The 25,923-nt window shown below is 72.7% G+C and carries 18 protein-coding genes and 2 tRNA genes; 16 read left to right on the top strand and 4 right to left on the bottom strand.

The features are described 5' to 3' along the window. The first annotated feature begins 437 nt into the window (after window positions 1-437). From rsfS to WA762_RS18460, 11 genes are all read left to right on the top strand, one after another. Window positions 438-869: a ribosome silencing factor gene (gene rsfS / locus WA762_RS18410; protein WP_335936919.1), complete on the top strand. Its 432-nt coding sequence runs from the start codon at window positions 438-440 to the stop codon at window positions 867-869. Further along, window positions 866-1,519 carry a histidine phosphatase family protein gene (locus WA762_RS18415; RefSeq protein WP_335937028.1) on the top strand — a complete coding sequence of 218 codons (654 nt, stop codon included), beginning with the start codon at window positions 866-868 and terminating at the stop codon, window positions 1,517-1,519. The genes rsfS and WA762_RS18415 overlap by 4 nt, the downstream gene beginning before the upstream one ends. Before the next feature lie 145 nt (window positions 1,520-1,664). After that, window positions 1,665-1,737: transfer RNA gene (locus tag WA762_RS18420), tRNA-Ala, on the top strand. 564 nt (window positions 1,738-2,301) lie between these two features. Continuing rightward, on the top strand, window positions 2,302-2,535 hold the full coding sequence (locus tag WA762_RS18425) for a hypothetical protein (RefSeq protein WP_147986417.1): 234 nt from the start codon (window positions 2,302-2,304) through the stop codon (window positions 2,533-2,535). A gap of 132 nt (window positions 2,536-2,667) precedes the next feature. Further along, window positions 2,668-2,740 (top strand) — tRNA-Ala (locus WA762_RS18430). A 420-nt stretch (window positions 2,741-3,160) separates the two neighbouring features. After that, window positions 3,161-6,034: a leucine--tRNA ligase gene (gene leuS / locus WA762_RS18435; RefSeq protein ID WP_335936920.1), complete on the top strand. Its 2,874-nt coding sequence runs from the start codon at window positions 3,161-3,163 to the stop codon at window positions 6,032-6,034. 215 nt (window positions 6,035-6,249) lie between these two features. Next, window positions 6,250-7,053 (top strand): hypothetical protein, encoded by an 804-nt coding sequence (locus WA762_RS18440; RefSeq protein WP_335936921.1) that lies wholly within the window; start codon window positions 6,250-6,252, stop codon window positions 7,051-7,053. Between the two features lie 278 nt (window positions 7,054-7,331). Beyond that, window positions 7,332-8,177: a DegV family protein gene (locus WA762_RS18445; protein WP_335936922.1), complete on the top strand. Its 846-nt coding sequence runs from the start codon at window positions 7,332-7,334 to the stop codon at window positions 8,175-8,177. Window positions 8,178-9,048: 871 nt separating this feature from the next. Then, window positions 9,049-9,765 (top strand): ComEA family DNA-binding protein, encoded by a 717-nt coding sequence (locus tag WA762_RS18450; protein ID WP_335936923.1) that lies wholly within the window; start codon window positions 9,049-9,051, stop codon window positions 9,763-9,765. Continuing rightward, window positions 9,762-12,443, top strand: a complete 2,682-nt coding sequence (locus tag WA762_RS18455) for a ComEC/Rec2 family competence protein (protein ID WP_335936924.1) — start codon at window positions 9,762-9,764, stop codon at window positions 12,441-12,443. Before WA762_RS18450 ends, WA762_RS18455 begins: the two co-directional genes overlap by 4 nt. A gap of 322 nt (window positions 12,444-12,765) precedes the next feature. Further along, window positions 12,766-13,680, top strand: coding sequence for a YceI family protein (locus WA762_RS18460; RefSeq protein WP_335936925.1), 915 nt, complete (start codon window positions 12,766-12,768; stop codon window positions 13,678-13,680). 68 nt (window positions 13,681-13,748) lie between these two features. Here the strand turns inward: WA762_RS18460 and WA762_RS18465 are convergent, their stop codons facing one another. Then, window positions 13,749-13,994, bottom strand: a complete 246-nt coding sequence (locus WA762_RS18465; protein ID WP_335936927.1) for a hypothetical protein — start codon at window positions 13,992-13,994, stop codon at window positions 13,749-13,751. Window positions 13,995-14,213: 219 nt separating this feature from the next. Between WA762_RS18465 and holA the strand changes: the two genes are divergently transcribed. Next, on the top strand, window positions 14,214-15,200 hold the full coding sequence (gene holA, locus WA762_RS18470; protein ID WP_335936929.1) for a DNA polymerase III subunit delta: 987 nt from the start codon (window positions 14,214-14,216) through the stop codon (window positions 15,198-15,200). Window positions 15,201-15,738: 538 nt separating this feature from the next. On the opposite strand, the gene rpsT is transcribed toward holA, so the two are convergent. After that, entirely contained in the window at window positions 15,739-16,005 is a 267-nt protein-coding gene (gene rpsT / locus WA762_RS18475; protein WP_335936930.1) for a 30S ribosomal protein S20, read from the bottom strand. Window positions 16,006-16,219: 214 nt separating this feature from the next. On the opposite strand from rpsT, the gene lepA reads away from it, so the two are divergent. The 4 genes from lepA to hemW all read left to right on the top strand — a co-directional run bounded on the left by lepA (window position 16,220) and on the right by hemW (window position 24,067). Then, window positions 16,220-18,094, top strand: coding sequence for a translation elongation factor 4 (gene lepA / locus WA762_RS18480; protein ID WP_335936931.1), 1,875 nt, complete (start codon window positions 16,220-16,222; stop codon window positions 18,092-18,094). Window positions 18,095-18,583: 489 nt separating this feature from the next. Then, entirely contained in the window at window positions 18,584-20,473 is a 1,890-nt protein-coding gene (locus WA762_RS18485) for an AMP-dependent synthetase/ligase (protein WP_335936932.1), read from the top strand. A 295-nt stretch (window positions 20,474-20,768) separates the two neighbouring features. After that, complete coding sequence (locus tag WA762_RS18490) at window positions 20,769-22,670, top strand: SpoIIE family protein phosphatase (protein WP_443080626.1); 1,902 nt, start codon at window positions 20,769-20,771, stop codon at window positions 22,668-22,670. Window positions 22,671-22,834: 164 nt separating this feature from the next. After that, complete coding sequence (hemW, locus tag WA762_RS18495) at window positions 22,835-24,067, top strand: radical SAM family heme chaperone HemW (protein ID WP_335936934.1); 1,233 nt, start codon at window positions 22,835-22,837, stop codon at window positions 24,065-24,067. Between the two features lie 136 nt (window positions 24,068-24,203). Here the strand turns inward: hemW and WA762_RS18500 are convergent, their stop codons facing one another. Together WA762_RS18500 and WA762_RS18505 are read right to left on the bottom strand one after the other, a co-directional pair. Beyond that, window positions 24,204-25,043 carry a DUF3097 domain-containing protein gene (locus tag WA762_RS18500; protein WP_335936935.1) on the bottom strand — a complete coding sequence of 280 codons (840 nt, stop codon included), beginning with the start codon at window positions 25,041-25,043 and terminating at the stop codon, window positions 24,204-24,206. A 59-nt stretch (window positions 25,044-25,102) separates the two neighbouring features. Beyond that, a complete protein-coding gene (locus WA762_RS18505) occupies window positions 25,103-25,858 on the bottom strand; it encodes an MBL fold metallo-hydrolase (protein WP_335936936.1) in 756 nt (251 codons plus the stop codon). Between the last annotated feature and the right edge of the window lie 65 nt (window positions 25,859-25,923).

The raw sequence follows: 25,923 nt of genomic DNA on the forward strand, positions 1-25,923 counted from the left end.
CCGGTCCACATCCGCCCGCCCCGGATCCGCTTGACCTGGATCCGTTCGTTCCGGTCCTGGCAGCCCGGTCCCGGCAGCCCGGTCCCGGTGACTCGGCCGGGGCGACCGGAGCGGTGCCGGCGGTGTCCGGGGCCGCGCCCGGCGGCGGACCGGCCGGTCCCGGTGGGGTCTCCGAACGTTTGTTGTGTGGGCTGTCGGCGGTCCGTGAGACCCTAGGGGGGTGCTGAAGATCTCGGCCGGGCCTCCGACGCCCGGCGCGTACGTCTGCGGCGTCACCGAAACGGCCTGACCGCTCCGGCGGGAGGCCGCTCCGGCGCACCGCAGCCGCGCGCTCCGGACGACACCGCGGGGCGTCCGTCCGGCCGGGACGAGCAGCAGCCTCCGTGCGGTCCTCAGTGCCCCGGAGGTTGGATCCGACCGCCGACGAAAGCCTGCTTGTGACCGCCACGGACCGCTCCATCGAGCTCATCACCACCGCCGCCCAGGCTGCCGCCGACCGGCTCGCGCACGACGTCGTCGCGTACGACGTCAGCGACGTGCTGTCGATCACGGACGCCTTCCTGCTGGCCTCGGCGCCCAACGACCGCCAGGTCAAGTCCATCGTCGACGAGATCGAGGAGCGGCTCCTGAAGGAGCTCGGCGCCAAGCCGGTGCGCCGCGAGGGCGACCGTGACGCCCGCTGGATCCTCCTCGACTACGTCGACATCGTCGTTCACGTCCAGCACAGCGAGGAGCGGGTCTTCTACGCGCTGGAACGCCTCTGGAAGGACTGCCCCGAGATCGCGCTCCCCGAGGACGCCGTCAAGACCCGGGGCAAGGCCGAGGAGCACGCCCGGCTCACCGGCGGCACGGAAGGGGACCACAGCTGAACGGCAGCGGAAGCGGCAGGGGCCGCAAGATCGTTCTCTGGCGGCACGGCCAGACGTCGTGGAATCTGGAGCACCGGTTCCAGGGCTCCACGGACATCCCGCTCACCGAGACGGGCATCGGCCAGGCCCGTCGTGCCGCCCGGCTGCTCGCCTCGTTGAAGCCGGACGTGATCGTCGCGTCCGACCTGCGACGGGCGGTCGACACGGCCGCCGAGCTCGCCGCGATCACCGGTATAGCGGTCGCGCACGACGCGGGTCTGCGCGAGACCTACGCCGGCGCCTGGCAGGGGCTCACCCATGAGGAGATCGTCGGCCGGCACGGCGAGGAGTACGCCGCGTGGAAGCGCGGCGAGCCGGTGCGCCGCGGCGGCGGGGAGCTGGAGACCGAGGTTGCGGACCGGGCCGCTCCGGTCGTCCTCGAACACGCCGACAAGCTGCCCGACAGCGGCACGCTCGTGGTGGTCAGCCACGGTGGCACCATCCGCACCACCATCGGTCGGCTGCTGGGCCTGGAGTCGCACCACTGGGAGGGGCTCGGCGGGCTCTCCAACTGCTGTTGGTCGGTCCTCGGCGAGGGCGCGCGCGGCTGGCGTCTGCTGGAGCACAACGCGGGCACCCTGCCCGCGCCGGTCCTCGGCGACGACACCTGAGACGACACCAGGGCAGGCCGCGGGCCGGGCGGCCGGACGGAGGCCCCACCGGGGCGATGGCCGCCGGATTTCACTTTCCGGCTGGTCACAGGCTAAAGTTCTTCTTGTTCGCGGGGCGGAAACGCCGGGAAGCAGAGCGAACGGCGGGGCTATAGCTCAGTTGGTAGAGCACCTGCATGGCATGCAGGGGGTCAGGAGTTCAAATCTCCTTAGCTCCACAATCAAGGATCCTGTTCCCTTCAAGGGGGCGGGATCCTTGCGTTTTCGCCGCGGTCGGGGCCGGTGGGCTGCGGTCGGGGCCGGCGGCCTCGTCCTCGTCCTCGCCGTCGGCGGTGGCCGGTGGCCGGTGGCCGTGTCGACGGCGACGGTCCGACGGCCCGGTTGCCCCGTGTTTTCTCCCTGTTGATGCCCCATCAATTCCGAGGGCGTTCGTACCCCTGTTTCACCGTAGGGGAGTTGCCGTCCGACTGGACGCGGGGCGGTTCCCTGCCGCGCGGGCGGACCCTTCGTATCGCAACCGTGACCGTCCGGATACGCGCCGGGCTGACCGCTTCGCGGGCTCATGGCAGAATCGGAGCGCCGGAGGGGGCTACGGACCGAACGGGAGGGAGCGCGCGATGCCTGCGAGCCGCCACGAGGTCCCGGGCCGGCCCCTCGTCCCCGGGCGCCGCGACCGCAGGGACCGGGCCGTCGGCGTTTCGCTCCGCGCGGCCCACGTGTTCGGCGGCGGTGACCGGGGCTCCCGCGTGCGTGCCGTCGGCGACCGGGGGCGGAGCTGACTCATGGGAGCGCACAGGCGGAAGTGCGACTGGTGCGGCGGAGGCACGCCCATCGTCAGGGACATGGATCCGGTCAACCCCGAGTACCAGTACTGGTGCGAGGAGTGCGCGCGGGCGCTGATCATAAAAGGCGACCCCATCGAGACCTACCGGGAGCTGGAGGGGGAGCCGATCTACGGGCGGCTGCTCGACGAGCACTGCACGCTCAAGCGCTTCTACTCCTTCGCCACCGCGTGAACCCCCGTACGAGCCCCGTATGAGCCCCGGGCGAGCCCCCGCAGCGGTCGGACGGGAATCGATTTGGAGAAGTGGCGGGGGCACCGGTAATGTTCTCGATGTCGCCAGGGGGAACCAGGCGGCAGACAGCAAGGGGCTATAGCTCAGTTGGTAGAGCACCTGCATGGCATGCAGGGGGTCAGGAGTTCAAATCTCCTTAGCTCCACAGTGAAGAACGAGAAGCGGGTCATCCTCCGAGGGTGACCCGCTTTTCGTATGTGCGCCTCGCTGTGCCTCTCGTATGCGCGCCTTCCGTGTGTGCCGTGCGGCGACGACGGCGCCGGACCCGGCGAGGTGCGCGCGCCGAACGGCACGGAGGGCGTGCGGAGGGCGTGCGGAGGACACCCTTCGGCCGTCCGAGGACCGGTCACGCCCGGACCGGTTCCGGGCCCGTGCGGTACCCTGGCGCCATGCGTGCCGTACGCCTTCTGCTTAGCGAGCCGCGCTGATCAGTCCCGACCGGTGAGAATGCCTGGTCGGAATCGGCGCGGCGTCCCCTCCTGTGCGAGGGGATTTTTCGTTTCCGTAGACGTGTGTCCGTAGACGTGGGCGCCGGCAGATGACGATCGATGGAGCTTTGAGGATCATGAGCGAGACGAATTCCGCAGCCGAGGCGGCTGCGCCGCACCGCTACACGGCGGCGATGGCCGCCGACATCGAGGCACGCTGGCAGGACTTCTGGGACGCCGAGGGCACCTACGAGGCGCCGAACCCGACCGGCGACCTGGCGGGCGACCCGGAGCTGGCCGCCAAGCCGAAGAAGTTCATCATGGACATGTTCCCGTACCCCTCGGGTGCGGGGCTGCACGTCGGTCACCCCCTGGGTTACATCGCCACCGACGTCTTCGCGCGTCACCAGCGGATGACCGGGCACAACGTGCTGCACACCCTGGGCTTCGACGCCTTCGGCCTGCCCGCCGAGCAGTACGCGGTGCAGACCGGCACGCACCCGCGGGTCTCCACCGAGGCCAACATGGCGAACATGACCGCCCAGCTGCGCCGGCTGGGCCTGGGCCACGACAAGCGCCGCTCGTTCGCCACGATCGAGCCGGAGTACTACAAGTGGACCCAGTGGATCTTCCTGCAGATCTTCAACTCCTGGTACGACACCGAGGCCGACCGGGCCCGCCCGATCGACGAGCTGGTCGCCCAGTTCGAGAGCGGCGACCGGCCCACCCCGGACGGCCGTGACTGGAGCGCGCTGAGCGCCGCCGAGCGCGCGGACGTCCTGAGCGAGTACCGCCTGGCGTACGCCTCCGACGCGCCGGTCAACTGGTCGCCCGGCCTGGGCACCGTGCTGGCCAACGAGGAGGTGACCGCCGACGGACGCTCCGAGCGCGGGAACTTCCCGGTCTTCAAGGCCAAGCTGCGCCAGTGGAACATGCGCATCACGGCCTACGCCGACCGCCTGCTGAAGGACCTGGACGGGCTGGACTGGCCCGAGGCCATCAAGCTGCAGCAGCGCAACTGGATCGGGCGCTCCGAGGGCGCGCGGGTCGACTTCCCGGTCGACGGCGCGGGGGCGATCACCGTCTTCACCACCCGGCAGGACACCCTGTTCGGCGCCACCTACATGGTGCTGGCGCCCGAGCACGACCTGGTGGAGAAGATCGTTCCGGCCGTCTGGCCGGAGGGCACCCATCCGGTGTGGACCGGCGGACACGCCACCCCGGCCGAGGCCGTCGCCGCGTACCGCAAGCTGGCCGCCGCCAAGTCCGACGTGGAGCGGCAGGCCGAGGCCAAGGACAAGACCGGCGTCTTCACCGGCGCGTACGCGACCAACCCGGTCAGCGGCGAGCAGGTTCCCGTCTTCATCGCCGACTACGTCCTGATGGGGTACGGCACCGGCGCGATCATGGCCGTCCCGGCACACGACGCGCGAGACTTCGCGTTCGCGCGCGCCTTCGAGCTGCCGATGCGCTGTGTCGTCGAGCCGTCGGACGACCGCGGCACGGACCCCTCGACCTGGGACGACGCCTTCGCCTCGTACGACGCGAAGCTGGTCAACTCCGCCAACGACGAGATCTCCCTGGACGGACTGGGCGTCGTCGAAGCCAAGGCGAGGATCACCGAGTGGCTGAAGGCGCACGGTGTCGGCGAGGGCACCGTCAACTTCCGGCTGCGCGACTGGCTGTTCAGCCGCCAGCGCTACTGGGGCGAGCCGTTCCCCATCGTCTACGACGAGGACGGCGTCGCCCACCCGCTGCCCGAGTCGATGCTGCCCCTGGAGCTGCCGGAGGTCGACGACTACTCGCCGCGCACCTTCGACCCCGAGGACGCCGACACCCAGCCCGAGACCCCGCTGTCCCGGAACACCGACTGGGTCGACGTCACCCTGGACCTGGGCGACGGCAACGGCCCGAAGAAGTACCGTCGCGAGACCAACACCATGCCCAACTGGGCGGGCTCCTGCTGGTACGAGCTGCGCTACCTGGACCCGAAGAACGACCGGAAGCTGGTCGACCCCGCGATCGAGCAGTACTGGATGGGCCCGCGCGAGGGGCAGCCGACCGGGGGCGTCGACCTGTACGTCGGCGGCCAGGAGCACGCCGTGCTGCACCTGCTGTACGCCCGCTTCTGGTCCAAGGTGCTGCACGACCTGGGGCACATCTCGTCCTCCGAGCCGTTCCACAAGCTGTACAACCAGGGCATGATCCAGGCGTACGTCTACCGGGACAGCCGCGGCATCGCGGTCCCGGCGGCCGAGGTCGAGGAGCGCGACGGGAAGTTCTACCACCAGGGCGAGAAGGTCAGCCGCGTCCTGGGCAAGATGGGCAAGTCCCTGAAGAACGCCGTCACGCCGGACGAGATCTGCGCCGAGTACGGGGCGGACACGCTGCGCCTGTACGAGATGGCGATGGGTCCCCTGGACGTGTCGCGGCCGTGGGACACGCGTGCCGTCGTCGGCCAGTTCCGGCTGCTGCAGCGGCTGTGGCGCAACATCGTGGACGAGGAGACAGGCGAGGTCACCGTCGTCGACGCGGAGCCGGACGAGGAGACGCTGCGCGCGCTGCACAAGGCGATCGACGGGGTCGGCCGGGACATGGCCGGCATGCGTTTCAACACGGCCATCGCCAAGGTCACCGAGCTGAACAACCACCTGACGAAGACGGGCGGCCCGGTGTCCCGGAGCGTCGCCGAGTCGCTGGTGCTGCTGGTGGCGCCGCTGGCCCCGCACATCGCCGAGGAGCTGTGGCGGCGCCTGGGCCGCACCGGGTCCGTGGTGCACCAGGACTTCCCGGTCGCCGACCCCGCGTACGTCGTGGACGAGACCGTGACCTGTGTGGTGCAGGTCAAGGGCAAGGTCAAGGCACGCCTGGAGATCCCCCCGACGATCTCGGACGAGGACCTGGAGGCGCGGGCCCTGGCGGACCCGGCGGTGGTCGCCACCCTGGGCGGGGCGGGCATCCGCAAGGTGATCGTCCGCGCGCCGAAGCTGGTCAACATCGTCCCCGCGTGACGGTGACGCCGGTCCCGGCCCTGGCCCCGGTCCCGGCCCCGTCGGCCGGGGTCGTGCGCTACGCGGCCGGTATGTGACCGGAGGTTCTCACCGGTGAGGTGGGGGCGTTCCCCTACGGGCAGGTTGGGGGTTCCGATGGAACCCCTGGCCTGCCCGCAGCGTTTACGGTGGAGGGGCCGGCATCCGGCAGCCGATACGACATCCGAGGGGCGCTCATGGAAGCCGTGATCCTGATCCTGGGGCTGCTGTTTCTCGCATTCATCGCCCTGGGCGTGTACGCGGGCGTCAAGGCCGTCGGCGCTGCCAAGCGGGGCGTGGACCGCACGATCCTCCAGGCGCGCCGCACGGTCGAGGACACCGCGCTGCGGGCCAAGAGCTACGGCCAGCCCGGCGTGGCCGGCGAGCTCGCGCAGTTGCGGCTCACCCTGCGCACCTCGATGCGGGCCACCCAGGAGGCACTGCGGACCGGGGTATCCGAGGACGCCTCGCTCAAGGAGTCGCTGGACCTCTTCCAGCGGCTCAGCGCGCACGGACACGAGCTCGACACGGATCTGAAGAGACTGGAGCGCGAGCCCGACCGGTCGACGGTCGCCTCGCTGCTGCCGGAGCTGAAGGAGCGCACGGAACGGATCACGCACTCGGCGGATTCGCTGCGCTGGGCCGCCCGGGACCGGGCGCGGCGGTTCATAGACGATGATCTGGACGCGCTGCACGCGCAGATCGACGTCGAGGCGGGGGCGCTGCGGCACTGGACGGCGGAGCCGGAGGAGCCCGCCCGGGGGCGGACCGGCGCGCGTGACGACGGCGACGCCCGGGCCGGCGGCGCGGAGTACGGTCGAGCCCACGCGCCGGCGCAGGAGCGCGGGCGTCGGCCGGAGACGGGGAGCCGGTCGGGGGCGGAGAGCCGGTGGGAGCATGCGGATTCCGACGGTCCGGCCCGGGCGATCCCGGCTTCGGACGCCCGGCCGCGGCCCGAATACCCGTGGCAGAAGACGGCCCGGCCGGAGGCGACGAGCTGAGACGTCCGGCCCGGGGTGTGCCGAGCCCTGGGCGTCGTACGAGGTGCTGGGGCGTCGAGGTGCTGGGGGAGCTGTCTTGCTCGCTACCGGGCGAGGCTGAGAGGTTGGGGCCGTTCGGGGGTCGGGGCCGCCCGGGGCCGCCCGGGGTACCGAGGGCGGGTTGCGGGGCCCGGAACGACGGGTGGAACGGGCGGTGGCCGGGGGCAGGTCGGGGAGCGGCCGGGGAGAGCCCGGGGCCGGACTGCCGAGTGGCGGCCTTGCCAGGTAACCTCCCGCTCATGTCCCGCCATGTCGCGATCGTCACCGATTCCACGGCCTATCTGCCCCCCGAGGCGATGGAACGGCACGGCATCACCGCTGTACCGCTGACCGTCGTCCTCGGCGACCAGGCTCTGGAGGACGGCACCGAGATCTCGGCCCGCTCGCTCGCGGTGGCGCTCCAGAAGCGTCGGCCGGTGACCACGTCCCGGCCCAGTCCGGAGGTCTTCGCGGACGCGTACCGGGCGGCGGCCGACGCGGGAACCGACGGCATCGTCTCGTTGCACCTCTCCGCCGAGATGTCGGGTACATACGACGCCGCACTGCTGGCTTCGAAGAACGCCCCGGTTCCGGTGCGGGTGGTGGACACCGGGATGGTCGCCATGGCCCTCGGCTTCTGCGCACTGGCGGCGGCGGAGATGGTGGAGGCGGGCGGAAGCCTGGACGAGGCTGTCGCGGCCGCGGAGAAGCGGGCCGCGGGCACGTCCGCCTACTTCTACGTCGACACGCTGGACTACCTGCGCCGCGGCGGCCGTATCGGCGCCGCGCAGGCGCTGCTGGGATCGGCGCTGGCGGTGAAGCCGCTGCTCCAGCTGGACAGCGGCCGCATCGAACTTCTGGAGAAGGTGCGGACGGCGTCCAAGGCCATCGCGCGCCTGGAGGAGATCGTCGCGGAAGGCGCGGGCGAGGCCCGGGTGGACATCGCCGTGCACCACCTGGCCGCGCCGGAGCGGGCCGACCGGCTCGCCGAACGCCTTCGCGAACGAGTGCCGGGCCTGGCCGACCTGCATGTCAGCGAGGTGGGCGCGGTGATCGGCGCACACACCGGACCCGGCCTGCTCGGAGCGGTGGTCTCGCCGCGCTGAGGTCCCCCGGCCGTGCGCTGACCTTCGAGGGCGGAGGCTCGTGCGGCGACGGAGGCTCGTGCGGGCGGCGGAGGCTCTTTCGGCTTCGGACCGGTGCTCCGGCCGTTGTTCCGGTTGCTCGCGAATTCACTCTTCGGGGTGGCCGAGTTGTTCACAACTCGCCGGTTGTCCACCGGAATCCGCTCGGCTCAGCGGGTCCGGTCGGATGCGCCTACCGTCGTGAGGCATGAACCTTCGAACACTCCATGCGTCTACAACACTCCGTTCTGTCACCGCGCTTCGCGTGTCCGGCGGGAGCGGCAGCGGGCCCGGGCGCGGCCGCGGCGGTTCCGGCCTCGGCCCCGGGCGGCGGCGGCCGGCGCGAGGGCGCCATGACAGCGCGGACAGTGCGGCGGTGGCCGCGCGCCGCCGCGCGGACGCGCTCATGGGAGGAGGTCCGGACGGCGGTCACCGTACGCGGCACGGGCCGGGCACGCCCACCGATCCGGCTGCCGCCCCATCCAGGGGGTCGACCCCGTTACCGGCTGCCGCCCCTGCCCCGGACTCTGACCTTGCATCGGCTTCCGCCCCGGCTGCCGCCCCTGCCCTCGCATCGGCTTCCGCCCCGGCTCCGGTCTCTGCGCCCGTGTCCGCTTCGGCCCCTGCCCCGGCTTCGGCGTTGCCAACACCCTCGCCGCCCTCGACGTTGACCTCGATTTCGACGCCGCCCCCGCCCCCGCCTCCGCCGGCCCCATCCCCATCCCCATCCCCATCCCCGGCCCCATCCCCGGCCCCGGCCCCATCCCCGGCCCCGGCCCCGGCCCCATCCCCGGCCCCGGCCCCGGCCCCGGGCCGGGTGCGTGATCTCGGGGCGCCGGGGTGGAAAGCGCGATTGGGTCCCGCGCTGCGGGACCGGCTTCCGGTGTGGTTCCAGCTCAGATGCGGGGTCGAGCCAAAGACCTTGGCCGCGCTGGCCGTTGTGCTGGCCGTGGCGGCGGGCTTCGCCGGGATGCACTTCTGGTCGGCGCGCCCCCAGGCCGTGCAGGCGCCCGACCTGGTCGACGAGGCCGCGCGTGCCGGGACCTCGCATCCGGCGTCCGGGGAAGCCGACGCGCCCGAGCCGTCGCCCGGGCCGATGCCCACGACGGACCGGCCGGCTCACGTCGTCGTGGATGTGAGCGGGAAGGTACGGAGTCCCGGGGTCCAGCGTCTGCCGTCCGGCGCGAGGGTCGCCGACGCGCTGCGGGCAGCCGGTGGCGCCCGGCCGGGCGTCGACCTCACCGGGCTCAACCGCGCGCGGGTCCTCGTGGACGGGGAACAGATCGTGGTGGGCGTCGACCCCGCGCCCGGCGTCTCAGCTGCCAACGGCGGACCCCCGGGCACGAGTCCGGGCGGCACAGCAGCCGCCTCCGGGACGGCACCGGTCAGCCTCAACAACGCGAGCGTCGACCAACTCGACGCCCTGCCCGGCGTCGGGCCCGTGCTCGCCCAGCGCATCGTCGATTACCGCACACAGCACGGGGGTTTCCGGTCCGTCGACGAACTGCGCGAGGTCAACGGCATCGGCGACCGACGGTTCGCGGACCTCCGGCCACTGGTGGGGCCATGAGCGCGGCGGAGACCCGGACGGCGTCGGACCGACGGCTCGGGTGCTCCGATCCCCGACGGGAGGGTCCGGTCGACCTGCGGCTGGTCCCACCGGCGCTCGCGGCCTGGGCCGGGGCGGCGCTCGCACTGAGCGTGCCGGGACGGTGGACGGCGATGGGCTCGCTGCTCTGTGTCGGGGCGGCCCTGGTGCTCCTGGCACTCCTGGTGATGCCGGGGATGTCGAGGACCGGCGCGCTCCGCCGAGGCGGGCGCCGGACCGGCACTGACGGGGCGTCGGCGGGCGACGGGGATGCGGTGGGGGAGAGGCATGCGGCGGGCGACGGGGGCTCGGCGGGGGAGAGGCGCGCGACGGGGAACGGGAGCGCGGTGGACGGCCGGTGGCGGTCGCGTACCGTCGCGACCGCCACCGCCACCGCGGCCGCGTTGCTCTGCGCCGCCGCCGGTGCCGTTTCGGCCGGGCTGCACAGCGCGGACGTACGACACGGGCCGGTGCACGACCTGGCGCAGCGATTCGCCCGAGTCGAGGCGGAGGTGACCCTGACCTCCGACGCGCGGAAGACCGTCCCACGGGTGCGCGGCGACCACAGCACACCCGTCTCGCTTCTCCTGGACGCCGAGATCACCCGCCTGACCGGGCCGGACAGCGAGGCCACCCGGCTGCGCACGCCCGTACTGCTGATCGTCCCGCCCGGAGCGTCGGCGGACCGGTGGCAGCAGCTGCTTCCCTCCACCCGGCTGCGCGTCGGCGGACGGCTGGCGCCGCCCCTGCACGACGGCGAACGCAACGCCGCGGTGCTCCGGCCGGACGGCAAGGGCCCGCCCCGGGTCATCGGGCCGCCCTCCTTCGTCCAGCGCGTGGCGGGCTCGCTGCGCGGCGGACTGCGGCGTGCGACCGAAGGGCTCGATCCCGATGCGCGGGCACTCCTGCCGGGACTGGTGGTCGGTGACACATCACGGGTTCCGCCGGAGCTGCACGAGGCGTTCCGGGCCACCGACCTCACTCACCTGATGACGGTCTCCGGGGCCAACCTGGCGATTCTGCTGGCCCTCCTGATCGGACCGCCGGGCACCGCGCTGCGCGCCGAACGTCGCGGCCTCGCACCCAGGCTGGGCATCCCGCTGCGGCTGACCGCGGTGCTCGGCGGCGGGCTCACACTCGCCTTCGTCATCGTCTGCCGACCGGAGCCGAGCGTGCTGCGGGCGGCGGCCTGCGGACTCATCACCCTGCTCGCCATCGGCACGGGTCGTCGCAGATCACTGATCCCGGCGCTGGCCGCAGCGGTTCTGCTGCTGGTCCTGTACGACCCGTGGATGTCGCGCAGTTACGGCTTCGTTCTCTCCGTGCTCGCCACCGGAGCCCTGCTCACCCTCGCCCCGGGCTGGGCCGAGGCGTTGCGACGGCGCGGGGCGCCGCCGCGGATCTCCGAGGCGCTGGCGGCGGCCGCGGCGGCGCAGGCGGTCTGCGCGCCCGTCGTGGTGCTGCTCGCCTCACGGGTCAGCCTGGTGGCGATTCCGTGCAATCTGCTGGCCGAGTTCGCGGTCGCGCCGGCCACGGTCCTGGGGTTCGCCGCGCTCGCCGTGGCGCCGGCGGCCATGCCGGTGGCGGAGCTGCTCGCCCGGGTCGCCGGATGGCCCGCAGGGTGGATCGCCTCGGTGGCCCGCACCGGGGCGGCGCTGCCCGGGGCGGCGATCGACTGGCCCGACGGGGGAATGGGGGCGTTGCTGCTGGCCGCGCTGACGGTCCTGGTGGTGGTGTTCGCGCGCCGTGCGATGCGTCACCCATGGATCTGTTCGGCGGCCGTCCTGCTGCTGGTGCTCGCGGTGCTGCGCCCACCGCCGCTCACCCGGGTGCTGACCGGATGGCCGCCTCCCGACTGGGCGTTCGCGATGTGCGACGTGGGACAGGGGGACGCGCTGGTGCTGGCCGCCGGGGGCGGCAGAGGGGTGGTCGTCGACACCGGCCCCGACCCGGCGCTCGTCGACCGGTGCCTGGGCGATCTCGGCATCGCGGAGGTGCCGTTCCTGGTGCTCACGCACTTCCACGCCGACCACGTCCGGGGTCTGCCGGGAGTGCTGCGCGGCAGAGCGGTGGGGGCGATCCAGACGACGAGCTTCGAGGAACCGCCCGACCAGGCCGCGTTCGTACGGAGAACGGCCGCCGCGTCGGGCGTGCCCCTGGTCCGGGCCGTCGCCGGTGAGCGTCGCCGGATCGGCCCGCTCGAATGGCAGGTTCTCTGGCCGGTGGGCACCTCGGCGACGAGCGGCGTGGCGGCGACGGGCGCCGCCGCGTCTCCGGAGACCGGGTTCCCGCCCGCAGGGCCGAACGACGCCAGCGTCACCCTGTACGTACGGACCGGCGGGCCGACCCTGCTGCTCCTCGGCGATCTCGAACCCCCGGCCCAGCAGGGGCTGTTGCGGAGGTACCCGGTGCTGCCCCGGGTGGACGTGCTCAAGGTCGCCCACCATGGTTCCGCGCATCAGGATCCGGCCCTGCTGCGCGGGGCCCACCCGAGACTCGCCCTGGTGAGCGTGGGCAGGGACAACCCGTACGGGCACCCGGCCCCACACACCGTGGACGCGCTCAGAGCGGGCGGCGCGGTGGTGCTGCGCACGGACACGGACGGCGCGATCGCCGTGTCGGGAGCCGGGCGGAACCTCCGGGCGGTCGGTCGTTCATGACCATCGGACGCCGTCGCGCGGAGAGGAAGCAGCCACGGTCCGTCGCCCGCGGAAGGGCCGGTCGCTCCGTCATGTTCCGTCGCCCGCGGAAGGGCCGCGGCGGTCCGTGGCTTCGGTCCGCGTCTCCGGTTGGGGGGCGAACCACTGGAACGGCTATTTCGGACCTTCAGTAACACCTCTACGCAAGCACCTGCGAGCTGCTCTGTTTGCCTCGAACGCCACAATGGTGGTCGAATGCATGTTTGTCGGCGGGCCGGTGCTCCGACGCATATGTCCAGTCGTCAGGCCCCGAGGTGACTCACCCGAGGGGGTAGGCAAAGAGATGTTCGGTCGATGGCTGCGCAACAGGGGTACGACCGGTGCACCGCGTGGCAACGCCCTCGCCGGGCTGGAGATGCCCCGCAACGCCGGAGTGCTCAGCTGCCGCGTGCTCGACCCGGTCGACGAGGCCGTTCAGCAGGCCGAGTTCGTCGTCACGGACAGCGCGGGCCGCAAGGTCCTCGGCGGTGAGACGGATCCGTACGGCAACATCCTGGCCACCGTTCCGGCGGGGGAGTACCGACTGGCCGTCACGGCCGAGGGGTTCACGCCCTTCCACGGCGCGGCCGTGGTCGTCGAGGGCGGTCACGCGGGCCTGGGCGACGTGACCCTGCAGATATCGGCGCCTCCGCAGCTCCCGAGGCCCGGCGAGTGGGAGGTCGAGCCGATGCACTCGCAGATCGGCTTCACGGCCCGGCACATCGGCCTGGCGCGCATCCACGGCCGGTTCAACAACTTCGCCGGGGCCGTCCGGATCGGGGAACGCATGGAGGACTCGGCCATGCACGTCGTCATCGACGCCGCCTCGATCGACACGAACGTCCAGATGCGCGACGACCACCTGAGATCCAGCGACTTCCTGGACGTCGGCCGCTACCCAACGATGGAGTTCTACAGCGATCGCTTCGTTCACCGCGGCGGTACCCGCTGGAACGTGACCGGTGCGCTCACCCTGCACGGCGTCAGCCGCACGGTCACGCTGGACACCCAGTACCTCGGCCTGGGCAGTGGGCTCGAGGGCGAGACCCGCGCCGCCTGCCGGGCCACCACGGAACTGCACCGCGAGGACTTCACCCTCACCTGGCAGACCATGCTGGCCCGGGGCATCGCGGCCGTCGGCTCCAGCATCTCCATCGACCTGGACATCCAGATCGTCCCCAAGGCCGGAACCTTCCCCCCGTCCGGACAGGGGCGCTGACCCCGGGGAGCCGCCGGCACCGCCGTCGCTACCGGGTTTCGAGCGGCGCTACCGGGTTTCGAGCAGCGCTACGGGGTTTCGAGCCAGCCCTCGTACTCCGCGGCCAGCGCGTCCAGCGCCGAGGCGTCCAGCCGGGCCGAGGGATCCTCCACGACCACCAGCCACTGGGCGTCCTCGGCGTCGTCCTCGCCGGCCAGCGCGTCGCGGACGAGCTGGGGTTCCTCGTCCACCTCGAAACGGTCGCCGAGTTCCTCGGCCACCTCCTCCGCGGCGTCGCGATCGGGGAGGACCAGCACATGTCTCACATCACTCACCCGGTCATTCTTCCGCACGAATCCCGCATGGATCACCTCGCGCGGTCCGGCGGGGAGGAGGGCGGCCGGGCGGAGGCCGGGGCCGACTCGCCCGCCGCCTTCCGTCCGTGCGTCGCGAGCGGGGGTCCGCCGCGGTGAGGACGCCCGCACGCCGATGCGAGGACCTCCGGGGGGAGTGAGCCGGAGGGCTGTCGGTGGTGCGTGGGATGCTGGACGACGATGGCCACCAGAAGGAATTCGAACGACGACCCGCTCGCTCCGCTCACACTCGCCGTGGGGCAGGAGGAGCTGCTTCTCGACCGCGCCGTGCGACAGGTCGTGGCCGCGGCGCGCGCCGCGGACCCCGACACCGATGTCCGCGACCTCGCCCCGGACCAGCTCCAGCCCGGCACCCTCGCCGAGTTGACGAGTCCGTCGCTCTTCGCGGAGCGCAAGGTCGTGGTCGTGCGCAACGCGCAGGACCTCTCCGCAGACACGGTCAAGGACGTCAAGGCGTATCTGGGCGATCCGGTCGAGGAGATCACCCTCGTCCTGCTGCACGCTGGCGGGGCCAAGGGCAAGGGGCTGCTGGACGCGGCGCGCAAGGCCGGAGCGCGGGAGGTCGCGTGCCCGAAGACGACCAAGCCCGCCGAGCGGCTCTCCTTCGTACGGTCGGAGTTCCGGACGCTGGGCCGGTCCGCGACCCCCGAGGCGTGTCAGGCGCTGGTCGATTCGATCGGCAGCGATCTGCGGGAGCTGGCCAGTGCGGTCTCGCAGCTCGTCGCGGACGTCGAGGGCACGATCGACGAGTCGGTCGTCGCGCGCTACTACACGGGCCGGGCGGAGGCGTCGAGCTTCACCGTCGCCGACCGCGCCGTCGAGGGACGCGCGGCGGAGGCGTTGGAGGCGCTGCGCTGGTCGCTGTCGACCGGAGTCGCGCCGGTGCTGATCACCAGCGCGCTGGCGCAGGGCGTGCGGGCGATCGGCAAGCTCTCCTCGGCGCGGGGCGGCCGGCCTGCGGACCTGGCCCGTGAGCTGGGCATGCCCCCCTGGAAGATCGACCGGGTGCGTCAGCAGATGCGGGGCTGGACGCCGGACGGCGTGGCGATCGCGCTGCGGGCGGTCGCGGACGCGGACGCTGGGGTCAAGGGCGGCGGCGACGACCCGGAGTACGCCTTGGAGAAGGCCGTCGTCGCGGTCGCCCGGGCGGCGCGGTCGAGACGCTGACCGGGACGGACGTCGCGCGGGGCGGGACGGGCGGCACGGGCGGGCCGGAGGCCGGCCCATCGTCCGGGACGGGACGGGACGGAGCGAGGCGGGCAGCGACGGGCCGCGGTGTCGGCCCCGCCCCCCGGCCACCGTCTCGGACGCGGCTGCAAGCACCGCCCGCCCCTCCCCCCGATACACACCGGCACCGCCCGCACCATCCCCCCTACGCACGCCCGGCACCGCCCGCACCATCCCTCCGGCGCATGCACCGGCACCGCCCGCACCCGGACGGCCCCGGCACGGCCACTGCCACGATCGGGCCGCAGACATGTCGAAGGCCCCGACCCGTTCCCAGTCATGCCGAAGGGCCCCGAGCCGCCCCAGGCACGCCGAAGGCCCCGGCCCGCTCCGGGGAAGAGCGGGGCCGGGGCCATCGGTTCACTTCTGGTGCGCCGCACCCGCGTGGCGAACGCAGGTTCGGTGTGCGGCGCGGGGGCCGGGCAGGGGCGGGAGAGAGGGCCCGCTGATCCGTTCCGGCGGGTGGATCTCAGACAGCTCAGCCCTGGAGGGAGGCAACCTTGGAAGCCAGCGCCGACTTCTTGTTGGCGGCGGCGTTCTTGTGGATGACACCCTTCGAGACGGCCTTGTCGAGCGCACGGGAGGCGTCGCGAGTGGCCACGGTGGCCTTCTCGACGTCACCGGCGGCGACGGCCTCACGGGCCTTGCGGATAGCGGTCTTGAGCGAGGACTTGACGGCCTTGTTGCGCAGGCGCGCCTTCTCGTTCGTCTTGTTCCGCTTGATCTGGGACTTGATGTTCGCCACGAAAGAGCCTTTTCAGGTTCGTTGGATCTTCGATGTGCGCCGCGCGGCCGGGAGGGTCGCGAGACACAGCTGTCAACGGTACCAGCCACGCTCCGACCGGCCCAAACCGGTCGCCGGCCCGCGACCATGGGACGATGGAGGCTACGTATCGATCCGACCGACCCGACATCGACCCGAGACACGGCGTTCGGCGTCTCAAGAATCAGGACCCTGCGTGCCCGCGACTCCTACCAACGTGCCCGAGCCGAGCCGTACCGACCCGGCGCTGATCCGCAACTTCTGCATCATCGCGCACATCGACCACGGCAAGTCGACCCTTGCCGACCGGATGCTCCAGCTGACGGGCGTGGTCGACCAGCGGCAGATGCGCGCCCAGTACCTCGACCGCATGGACATCGAGCGCGAGCGCGGCATCACCATCAAGTCCCAGGCGGTCCGCCTGCCCTGGGCCCCGACCACGGGCGAGGACCAGGGCCGGACCCATGTCCTCAACATGATCGACACCCCCGGCCACGTGGACTTCACCTACGAGGTCTCCCGCTCGCTCGCCGCCTGCGAGGGCACGATCCTGCTGGTCGACGCCGCGCAGGGGATCGAGGCCCAGACGCTGGCCAACCTCTACCTGGCGATGGAGAACGACCTCACCATCGTCCCGGTGCTCAACAAGATCGACCTGCCGGCCGCCCAGCCGGAGAAGTTCTCCGAGGAGCTCGCCAACCTCATCGGCTGCCAGCCGGAGGACGTGCTGAAGGTCTCCGCGAAGACCGGCGTCGGCGTGGACGCGCTGCTCGACCGGGTGGTCCGGGACATCCCGGCCCCGGTCGGCCGGGCCGACGCCCCCGCCCGCGCGATGATCTTCGACTCGGTCTACGACTCGTACCGGGGCGTCGTCACGTACGTCAGGGTCGTCGACGGCCAGCTCAACAAGCGCGAGCGGATCCGGATGATGTCCACCGGCGCCACCCACGAGCTGCTGGAGATCGGGGTCTCCTCCCCGGAGATGACCGCCGCCGACGGTCTCGGCGTCGGCGAGGTGGGCTACCTCATCACCGGTGTGAAGGACGTCCGGCAGTCCAAGGTCGGTGACACGATCACCTCCCAGAGCAAGGGCGCGGAGGAGCCGCTGGGCGGCTACAAGGACCCCAAGCCCATGGTGTTCTCGGGCCTGTACCCGCTGGACGGCTCGGACTACCCGGACCTGCGCGAGGCGCTCGACAAGCTCCAGCTCAACGACGCCGCCCTGGTGTACGAGCCGGAGACCTCCGCCGCGCTCGGCTTCGGCTTCCGCGTCGGCTTCCTCGGGCTGCTCCACCTCGACGTGATCCGCGAGCGGCTGGAGCGCGAGTTCGGTCTCGACCTCATCGCCACCGCGCCCAACGTGGTCTACCGGGTCGAGATGGAGGACGGCACCGAGCACACCGTCACCAACCCGAGCGAGTTCCCCGAGGGCAAGATCGACCAGGTGCACGAGCCCGTCGTGCGCGCCACGATCCTCGCGCCCAGCGAGTTCATCGGCGCGATCATGGAGCTCTGCCAGAGCCGGCGCGGCACCCTGCTCGGCATGGACTACCTCTCCGAGGACCGGGTCGAGATCCGCTACACCCTGCCGCTGGCCGAGATCGTCTTCGACTTCTTCGACCAGCTGAAGTCCAAGACGCGCGGCTACGCCTCCCTCGACTACGAGCCCACCGGCGAGCAGACCGCCCAGCTCGTCAAGGTCGACATCCTGCTGCACGGCGACAAGGTCGACGCGTTCTCCGCCGTCACGCACAAGGACAAGGCGTACGCGTACGGCGTGCGGCTGGTCGCCAAGCTCCGCGAGCTGATCCCGCGGCAGAACTTCGAGGTGCCGATCCAGGCGGCCATCGGCTCCCGGGTCATCGCCCGGGAGACCGTCCGCGCCATCCGCAAGGACGTCCTCGCCAAGTGCTACGGCGGTGACATCTCCCGTAAGCGGAAGCTGCTGGAGAAGCAGAAGGAAGGCAAGAAGCGGATGAAGATGGTCGGCAGCGTGGAGGTGCCGCAGGAGGCGTTCATCGCCGTGCTGTCGACGGACGAGTCGGGCGGGGACGGCAAGGGCAAGAAGTAGGGCCCGCCCCGGCCCTCCCCTCCGCGCCACCTCGCCGGTGACGGTCCGACGGGCCCTCGTGTCGCACGCACCGCGACGCGGGGGCCCGCTTCGTTACCAAGCGGCGGCCCTCTGCCTCTTACGCGGCGGACGCGAGCGCTCTACCCTGATCACGGCCTCGTGGTTACTCGCCAGTTAAACAACTGCGGCCGAGTGGTGCGGGACGAGCACCACCACCGGACCAGGAGGCGAGCGGAAACCCACGGCAGCACCCCAGCAGCAACCCCCAGCACTCCAGCAGCAAGCCCCAGCACCCCAGCGACAACGCCGGAGAGGTCCGGCGGCAACACCGGCGAAGTCCAGCAGCGATGCCGGAGACATCCGGCGGCGGCACGGGCCGAGCCCGGCAGGAACAGCGCGCGAACACAGCAGGAAACCAGCAGCCACACATAGCCACCAGCAGCGACCAGCAGCCGGTCGTGAAGCACCGCCGCAGGCCCGGAGGATGTCGTGAGCGACACAAAGACCCAGATCGAGAACCGACCGCCCTCCGTGGCGAACCTCTTCATCGACCGCGTGGCGGCCACCCCGGACGGGGAGGCGTACCGCTACCCGGTCCCCTCGGCCACCGGCGAGGGACCCGATGACTGGAAGTCGCTGAGCTGGGCGCAGGCCGCCGAGCGCGTGTACGCGGTCGCGGCGGGACTCATCGAGCTGGGAGTGCGGCCCGAGGAGCGCGTCGCGCTGGCCTCCGGCACCCGGGTGGAGTGGATCCTCACCGACCTCGGCGTGATGTGCGCGGGCGCCGCGACGACCACGGTCTACCCGTCGACCAACGCCGAGGAGTCGGCGTTCATCCTCGCCGACTCCGGGAGTCGGGTGCTGATCGCGGAGGACGCGGAGCAGCTGGCCAAGGCCCGCGAGCAGCGCGCGGAGCTGCCCGACCTCGCCCATGTCGTGGTCATCGACCCCGAGGGCGCCGGACCCGCCGACGGCGACCCCGAGGGCTGGGTGCTCACCCTGGCCGACCTGGAGGCCCGCGGCGCCGCGTATCTGGAGAAGCACCCCGAGGCGGTGCGGGAGCGGGTCGCCGCCATCACGCCGGACCAGCTGGCCACCCTGATCTACACCTCGGGCACCACCGGCCGTCCCAAGGGCGTGCGCCTGCCGCACGACAACTGGTCGTACATGGCCAAGGCCACCGTGGCGACCGGCCTGATCACCAAGGACGACGTCCAGTACCTCTGGCTGCCGCTCGCGCACGTCTTCGGGAAGGTCCTCACCTCCGGCCAGATCGAGGTCGGCCACGTCACCGCCGTGGACGGCCGGGTCGACAAGATCATCGAGAATCTGCCGGTGGTCCAGCCGACGTACATGGCCGCCGTGCCCCGCATCTTCGAGAAGGTCTACAACGGCGTCGCCGCCAAGGCGCGGGCCGGCGGAGGGGCCAAGTACAAGATCTTCCAGTGGGCGGCCGGGGTCGCCCGCGAGTACGCGACGGCCGCGCAGGACAACTTCCGGCGCACCGGCACGGCCTCCGTCCCGTTCGCGCTCGGCGCCAGGCACAAGGTCGCGGACGTCCTCGTCTTCGCCAAGATCCGCGAGGCGTTCGGCGGCCGGCTGCGCGCCTGCGTCTCCGGCTCCGCGGCGCTGGCCCCCGACATCGGCTACTTCTTCGCCGGCGCCGGGATCCACATCCTGGAGGGCTACGGCCTCACGGAGACCAGCGCCGCCTCCTTCGTCAACCCGGGCGAGGCGTACCGCACCGGCACCGTCGGCAAGCCGCTCCCCGGCACCGAGGTGCGGATCGCGGACGACGGCGAGATCCTGCTGCGCGGCCCCGGCGTGATGGACGGCTACCACAACCAGCCGGAGAAGACCGCCGAGGTGCTGGAGGCGGACGGCTGGTTCCACACCGGGGACATCGGCGAGCTGTCCGTGGACGGCTACCTCCGGATCACCGACCGCAAGAAGGACCTGATCAAGACGTCCGGCGGCAAGTACATCGCCCCGGCGGAGGTCGAGGGGCGGTTCAAGGCGATCTGCCCGTTCGTCTCCAACATCCTGGTGCACGGCGCGGACCGCAACTACTGCACCGCCCTGATCGCGCTCGACGAGCCGGCCATCCTCGGCTGGGCCGCCGAGCACGGCCTGGGCGGGAAGCCGTACGCCGACGTGGTGGCCTCCCCGCGGACGGTCGAGCTCATCGAGGGCTATGTGCAGCGGCTCAACGAGGGGTTGCAACGCTGGCAGACCATCAAGAAGTTCCGGCTGCTGCCCCGTGACCTGGACATCGAGCACGGCGAACTGACGCCCAGCCTGAAACTGAAGCGGCCCGTCGTCGAGCGCGAGTACAAGGACCTCATCGAGGACATGTACCTGGGGACCCGGGAGGCGTAGCGCGGCGCCCGCCGCGGCGTCACGACCCCCGCACCGGCAGCCCGTCGAGGCCCCGCACGACGGCCCGACGGACGCCGTGCGGGGTCTTCCGGACCGGTCGCGCCGTGCGGCCGGTCCGGATTCTTCTTCCCCTCACTTCGGCAACTCGCTGCTTATGGGCATGGTCCATCTGTCAGTCTGTCGGTGTCGTCAGCGGCACCGAGCGAATACAGACCGAGAACAGACAGCCAACAGACAGCAACGAGAACAGCCAGAGCGAGAACAGGTCAGGAGCTGCACCGTGGGGTCCGTTCCCTTGCAGCGGGACATCGTCCAGCGTCCCGGTATCACCGTCGGCCGTGCGGATCAGCGCCCGGTCGCCCGTACGTCTCTGCCCGGAAACCTCCTCGCCCCCTCCGCAGGACGACGGTTCGTGCGGGCCGCGCTCGCCGAGTGGACCGGGCTGGGACTGCCCGCCGCCGTGGGCTTCAGCGAGCGCCTGGCCGACGACGCCTCCGTCGTCGCCAGCGAACTGGTCACCAACGCGGTCGTGCACGCCGGAACCGACGTCGAGCTGCTGTGCCGGCTGGAGACGGCCACCGAGGACGAGGCCGCGGCCGTGGTGCTGGAGGTCTCCGACCGCCACCCCGCCCGTGCCGTGCGCGGCGAGCGGCCGGCGGACGGCGACGGGACCGCCGCCCCCGCCGATCCCGCCGAGTACGGGCGCGGACTCCAGCTCGTCGGCGCCCTCGCCGAGCGCTGGGGCATCACCTACCGCACCGGCCACAAGACCGTCTGGGCCCGGCTCCCCGTCGACGACTGGAACCCGTTCCCCGACCCGTCCGCCGAGCCCGGATTCCAGCAGGGGCTGCGCGCCGCCGAACTGCTCGCCCCCACCGCCCGGCGCGCCCTGCGCGACGACGCGGACTGGGCCGGCCGCGGCGCGCTGTCGTTCCTCGCCGAGGCGTCCGACCTGCTGGCCGGACAGCTCGACGAGGACATCGTCGCGGCGCTCGCCGGGCAGTTACTGGTCCCCAGGCTCGCGGACTGGTGCGCGATCTGGCTGGAACCGGAGAACGGCGGCCCCTCGGCCGTCCCCCGGCTCGCCAGCGTCTGGCACCGGGACGAGACCGAGACCGCGACGCTGCGCGCGGTGCTCGAACAGGACCCGATCCGGCTGCCCGAACGGGTGGGCACCGGACCCGTCTGCCTGCCCTGGCCCCGGGCCGAGGAGGAGGAGACGGAGCCACGGGTGCCCGACGGATCCGCCCTCGCCTACCGGGTCACCTCGGGCGGGCGCGCCCTCGGCGCCGTACTCCTCGGCCGGGAGGGCACGGGCCGTGTCCCCGGCGAGGTGACCACCCTGATCGAGGACTTCGTCCGCCGGGTCGGCCTCGCCGTCGGCGCCGCCCGCGCCTACACCCGGCAGGCCACCATCAGCCGCATCCTGCAACGGGCGCTGCTGCCCGGCAAGGTCGCGGACATACCCGGGGTGACCAGCTCACTGGTGTACGAGCCCAGCGACGACGGGGTCGTCGGCGGCGACTTCTACGACATCTTCCCGTGCCCCGGCGACCGCTGGTGCTTCGTCCTCGGCGACGTCCAGGGCAGCGGCCCCGAGGCCGCCGTCGTCACCGGCCTCGCCCGGCCCTGGCTGCGCCTGCTGGCCCGGGAGGGCTTCGGCGTCGGCGAGGTCCTGGACCGGCTCAACCGGCTGCTCCTCGACGACGCGATGGAGGCCGCCGAGGCCGCCGCGCTCATGGTGGCGGCGGCGGGCGGCCAGCAGACCGCGGACACCGGGCAGTCCCGCTTCCTCTCCTTGCTGTACGGGGAACTCGTGCCGCTGCCGGACGGCGGGGTGCGCTGCACCCTGGCCAGCGCCGGCCACCCGCTGCCGCTGCTGCTGCGGCCCGACGGCGAGGTGCGCCCGGCCGCCGAGCCGCAGATGCTGCTCGGGATCTTCGACGACGTCGCCTACGAGAGCCAGAGCTTCGAGCTGGCGCCCGGCGACAGCCTGCTGTGCGTCACGGACGGCGTGACCGAGCGGCGCTCCGGGGCGCTGATGTTCGACGACGGGGACGGCCTGGCCCGCGCCCTGGCCGACTGCGCCGGTCTGTCGGCGGACGGCATCGCGGAACGGATCAAGCGGGCCGTGCACGAGTTCGCCGAGCGCCCGCCCGACGACGACCTGGCCCTGCTGGTGCTCCAGGCGGGCTGAGCGGGGGCCCGGCCGGCCCGTCAGGCCCGGCGCCCCCACCGCCTGCCGTGCCCGTTCGTGCCGGTCGTCGGGCCCTTCGTCGTGGGTCTCCGCCAGGGCGTCCGTCAGGCGCGTGCGTCATGGGCATGGCCGGACGGTTCCGGCGGGCGGGTGACAATGGCGGTATGCCTTCCGTACTGCCCGATGGTGAACCCGTGCCCGACGACGGGGCGCTGCCCCGCCACGCCCTGGAAGGCGCCGTCGGCCGGCCGCTCGGCTTCTACCTGCACGTGCCCTACTGCGCGAGCCGCTGCGGCTACTGCGACTTCAACACCTACACCGCGACCGAGCTGCGCGGCTCCGGCGGCGCGCTGGCCTCCCGGGACAACTACGCCGCCCATCTGATCGCCGAGGTCCGCCGGGCCCGCGAGGTCCTGGGGGACGACCCGCGCCCGGTCCGCACGGTCTTCGTCGGCGGGGGCACGCCGACCCTGCTGGCCGCCGCCGACCTGGTCCGGATGCTGGCGGCGGTCCGCGACGAGTTCGGTCTGGCGGACGACGCCGAGATCACCACCGAGGCCAACCCGGAATCCGTCGGTCCGGCGTATCTCGCGGAACTGCGGGAGGGCGGCTTCAACCGGATCTCCTTCGGCATGCAGAGCGCCCGGCGGCACGTGCTGAAGGTCCTGGACCGCACGCACACCCCCGGACGGCCGGAGGAGTGCGTCGCGGAGGCGCGCGCGGCGGGCTTCGAGCACGTCAACCTCGATCTGATCTACGGCACCCCCGGCGAGTCCGACGACGACTGGCGGGCCTCGCTGGAAGCCGCGATCGGGGCCGGCCCGGACCATGTGTCCGCGTACGCGCTGATCGTCGAGGAGGGCACCGGGCTGGCCCGCCGCATCCGGCGCGGCGAGGTCCCGATGACCGACGACGACGTCCACGCGGACCGCTATCTGATCGCGGACGAGGCGATGACCGCGGCGGGCTTCTCCTGGTACGAGGTGTCGAACTGGGCCCGCACCCCCGAGGGTCGCTGCCTGCACAACGAGCTGTACTGGCGCGGGGCCGACTGGTGGGGCGCCGGCCCCGGGGCGCACAGCCATGTCGGCGGCGTGCGCTGGTGGAACGTGAAGCACCCGGGGGCGTACGCGCAGGCGCTGGCCGAGGGGCGCTCGCCCGGCGCCGGCCGCGAGATCCTCTCCGCCGAGGACCGGCGGGTCGAACGGATCCTGCTGGAACTGCGCCTGGTGGACGGCTGCCCGCTCGACCTGCTGAAGCCGGCGGGGCTGGCCGCGGCGGGCCGCGCGGTCGAGGACGGGCTGCTGGAGCCCGGGCCGTACGGGGAGGGGCGGGCGGTGCTCACCCTGCGCGGGCGGCTGCTGGCCGACGCGGTGGTGCGGGACCTGGTGGACTGAGAACCCGGCGGACCGGGGCCCGCTGAACCGAGGGCCGTGGAGCGGGCGACCGGCGGCCGGCCGGGGCGAGGGCGCGACCGGCGGCGGGCGAGGGTGCGACCGGCGGCGGGCCCCGCCGCCCGCCCGCTCCCGCCGATCAGCCGCCGGAGGGGCCGGATTCCGGCGCCGTCACGAAGTCGATCAGGTGTTCCACCGAGCCCAGCAGGGACGGTTCCAGGTCCCGGTACGAGCGCACCGAGGAGAGGATGCGCTGCCAGGCCGCGCCGGTGTTCTCCTCCCAGCCCAGCGCCCGGCACACACCGGTCTTCCAGTCCTGGCCGCGCGGCACCGCCGGCCAGGCGGCGATGCCGACGGACGACGGCTTCACCGCCTCCCACACGTCGATGTAGGGGTGGCCGACCACCAGCACGTCCGCGTCCGAGACCTGTTCCGCGATCCGGGACTCCTTGGAACCGGGGACCAGATGGTCCACCAGCACCCCGAGCCGGGCGTCCGGGCCGGGGGAGAACTCGCGCACGACGGCCGGGAGGTCGTCGACGCCCTCCAGGTACTCCACGACCACGCCCTCGATCCGCAGGTCGTCGCCCCAGACCCGCTCGACCAGTTCCGCGTCGTGCCGGCCCTCCACATAGATCCGGCCCGCCCGTGCCACCCGGGCCCGCGCGCCGGGGAGCGCGACGGACCCCGAGGCCGTGCGCGCCGGGCGCGCGGGAGCGGCGGACCGCGCCGGGCGCACCAGCGTGACCACCTTGCCCTCCAGCAGGAAACCGCGTGGCTCCATCGGGAACACCCGGTGCTTGCCGAAACGGTCCTCCAGGGTCACCGTCGGCCCCTGGGCCGTCTTCTCGCAGCGGATCACCGCACCGCAGAACCCGGTGGAGACCTCCTCCACGACCAGATCGGCTTCGGCGGGGACCTCGGGAACGGGGGCGGACCGCTTCCATGGCGGGGTCAGGTCCGGCTGGTAGCTGCGCATCGGACGACGATAGGACGCGAACGGCCCGCGACACGCCGAGGGGGCCGCCCACCGCCCCCTCAGACGGCGTGGACCCCGCCGCTCCCCGGACCGCCGGACGTCCCGTGCGCCGCCGCCAGCCGGTCGCGCTGGGCCCGGACGAACGCCGCGTCCACCACCGCCCCGTGTCCCGGCACGTAGACCGCGTCCCCGCCGCCCAGCGCCAGCAGCCGGTCCAGCGAGGCCGGCCAGCGGGACGGGACCGCGTCCGGGCCCGCCTGCGGCTCGCCGGACTCCTCGACCAGATCGCCGCAGAGCACCACGGCGGGGGAGCCGGGCACGACCGCCACCAGGTCGTGGCCGCTGTGCGCCGGACCCAGGTCCGCCAGCAGCACCCGGCGGCCGCCGCCCAGATCGAGCGTCTGTTCGTCGTGCACCTCGTGGCGCGGCGTCACCAGCGCGTCGGCGGCCGCCGACGCGTCGGCCTCCGGCACCCCGTGGCGCACCGCGTCGGCGCGGAGCTCCGCCGCCCCGGACCGCAGCAGCTCCGCCAGGCCGGCCGCCCCGTACACCTCGGCGTCCGGGAACGCCGCGGCGCCCAGCACATGGTCGAAATGCGGATGGCCGAGTGCGACATGCGTCACGTCCCGGCCCAGCAGCGCCCGCGCCTGGTCCCGGATCTCCGCGCCCTCGCGGAGCGTCGACCCGGTGTCGTAGAGCAGCACCCCGTCCGCCCCGGCCACCAGCGCGACGGTCGCGTCCCACCCGGGAAGGCGGCGCCGGCCCAGACCGTGACCGAGTCGCTCCCAGCCGAACTCTTCCCAACAGGCGTCCATGCCGCAACGCTATCGGCAGCGGCCGTGCGGTCCCGCGACCGCGGCCGGTCGCCCTTGCTAGGTCC

The sequence above is a fragment of the Streptomyces tyrfis genome (assembly GCF_037034285.1).
GTDB lineage: Bacteria > Actinomycetota > Actinomycetes > Streptomycetales > Streptomycetaceae > Streptomyces.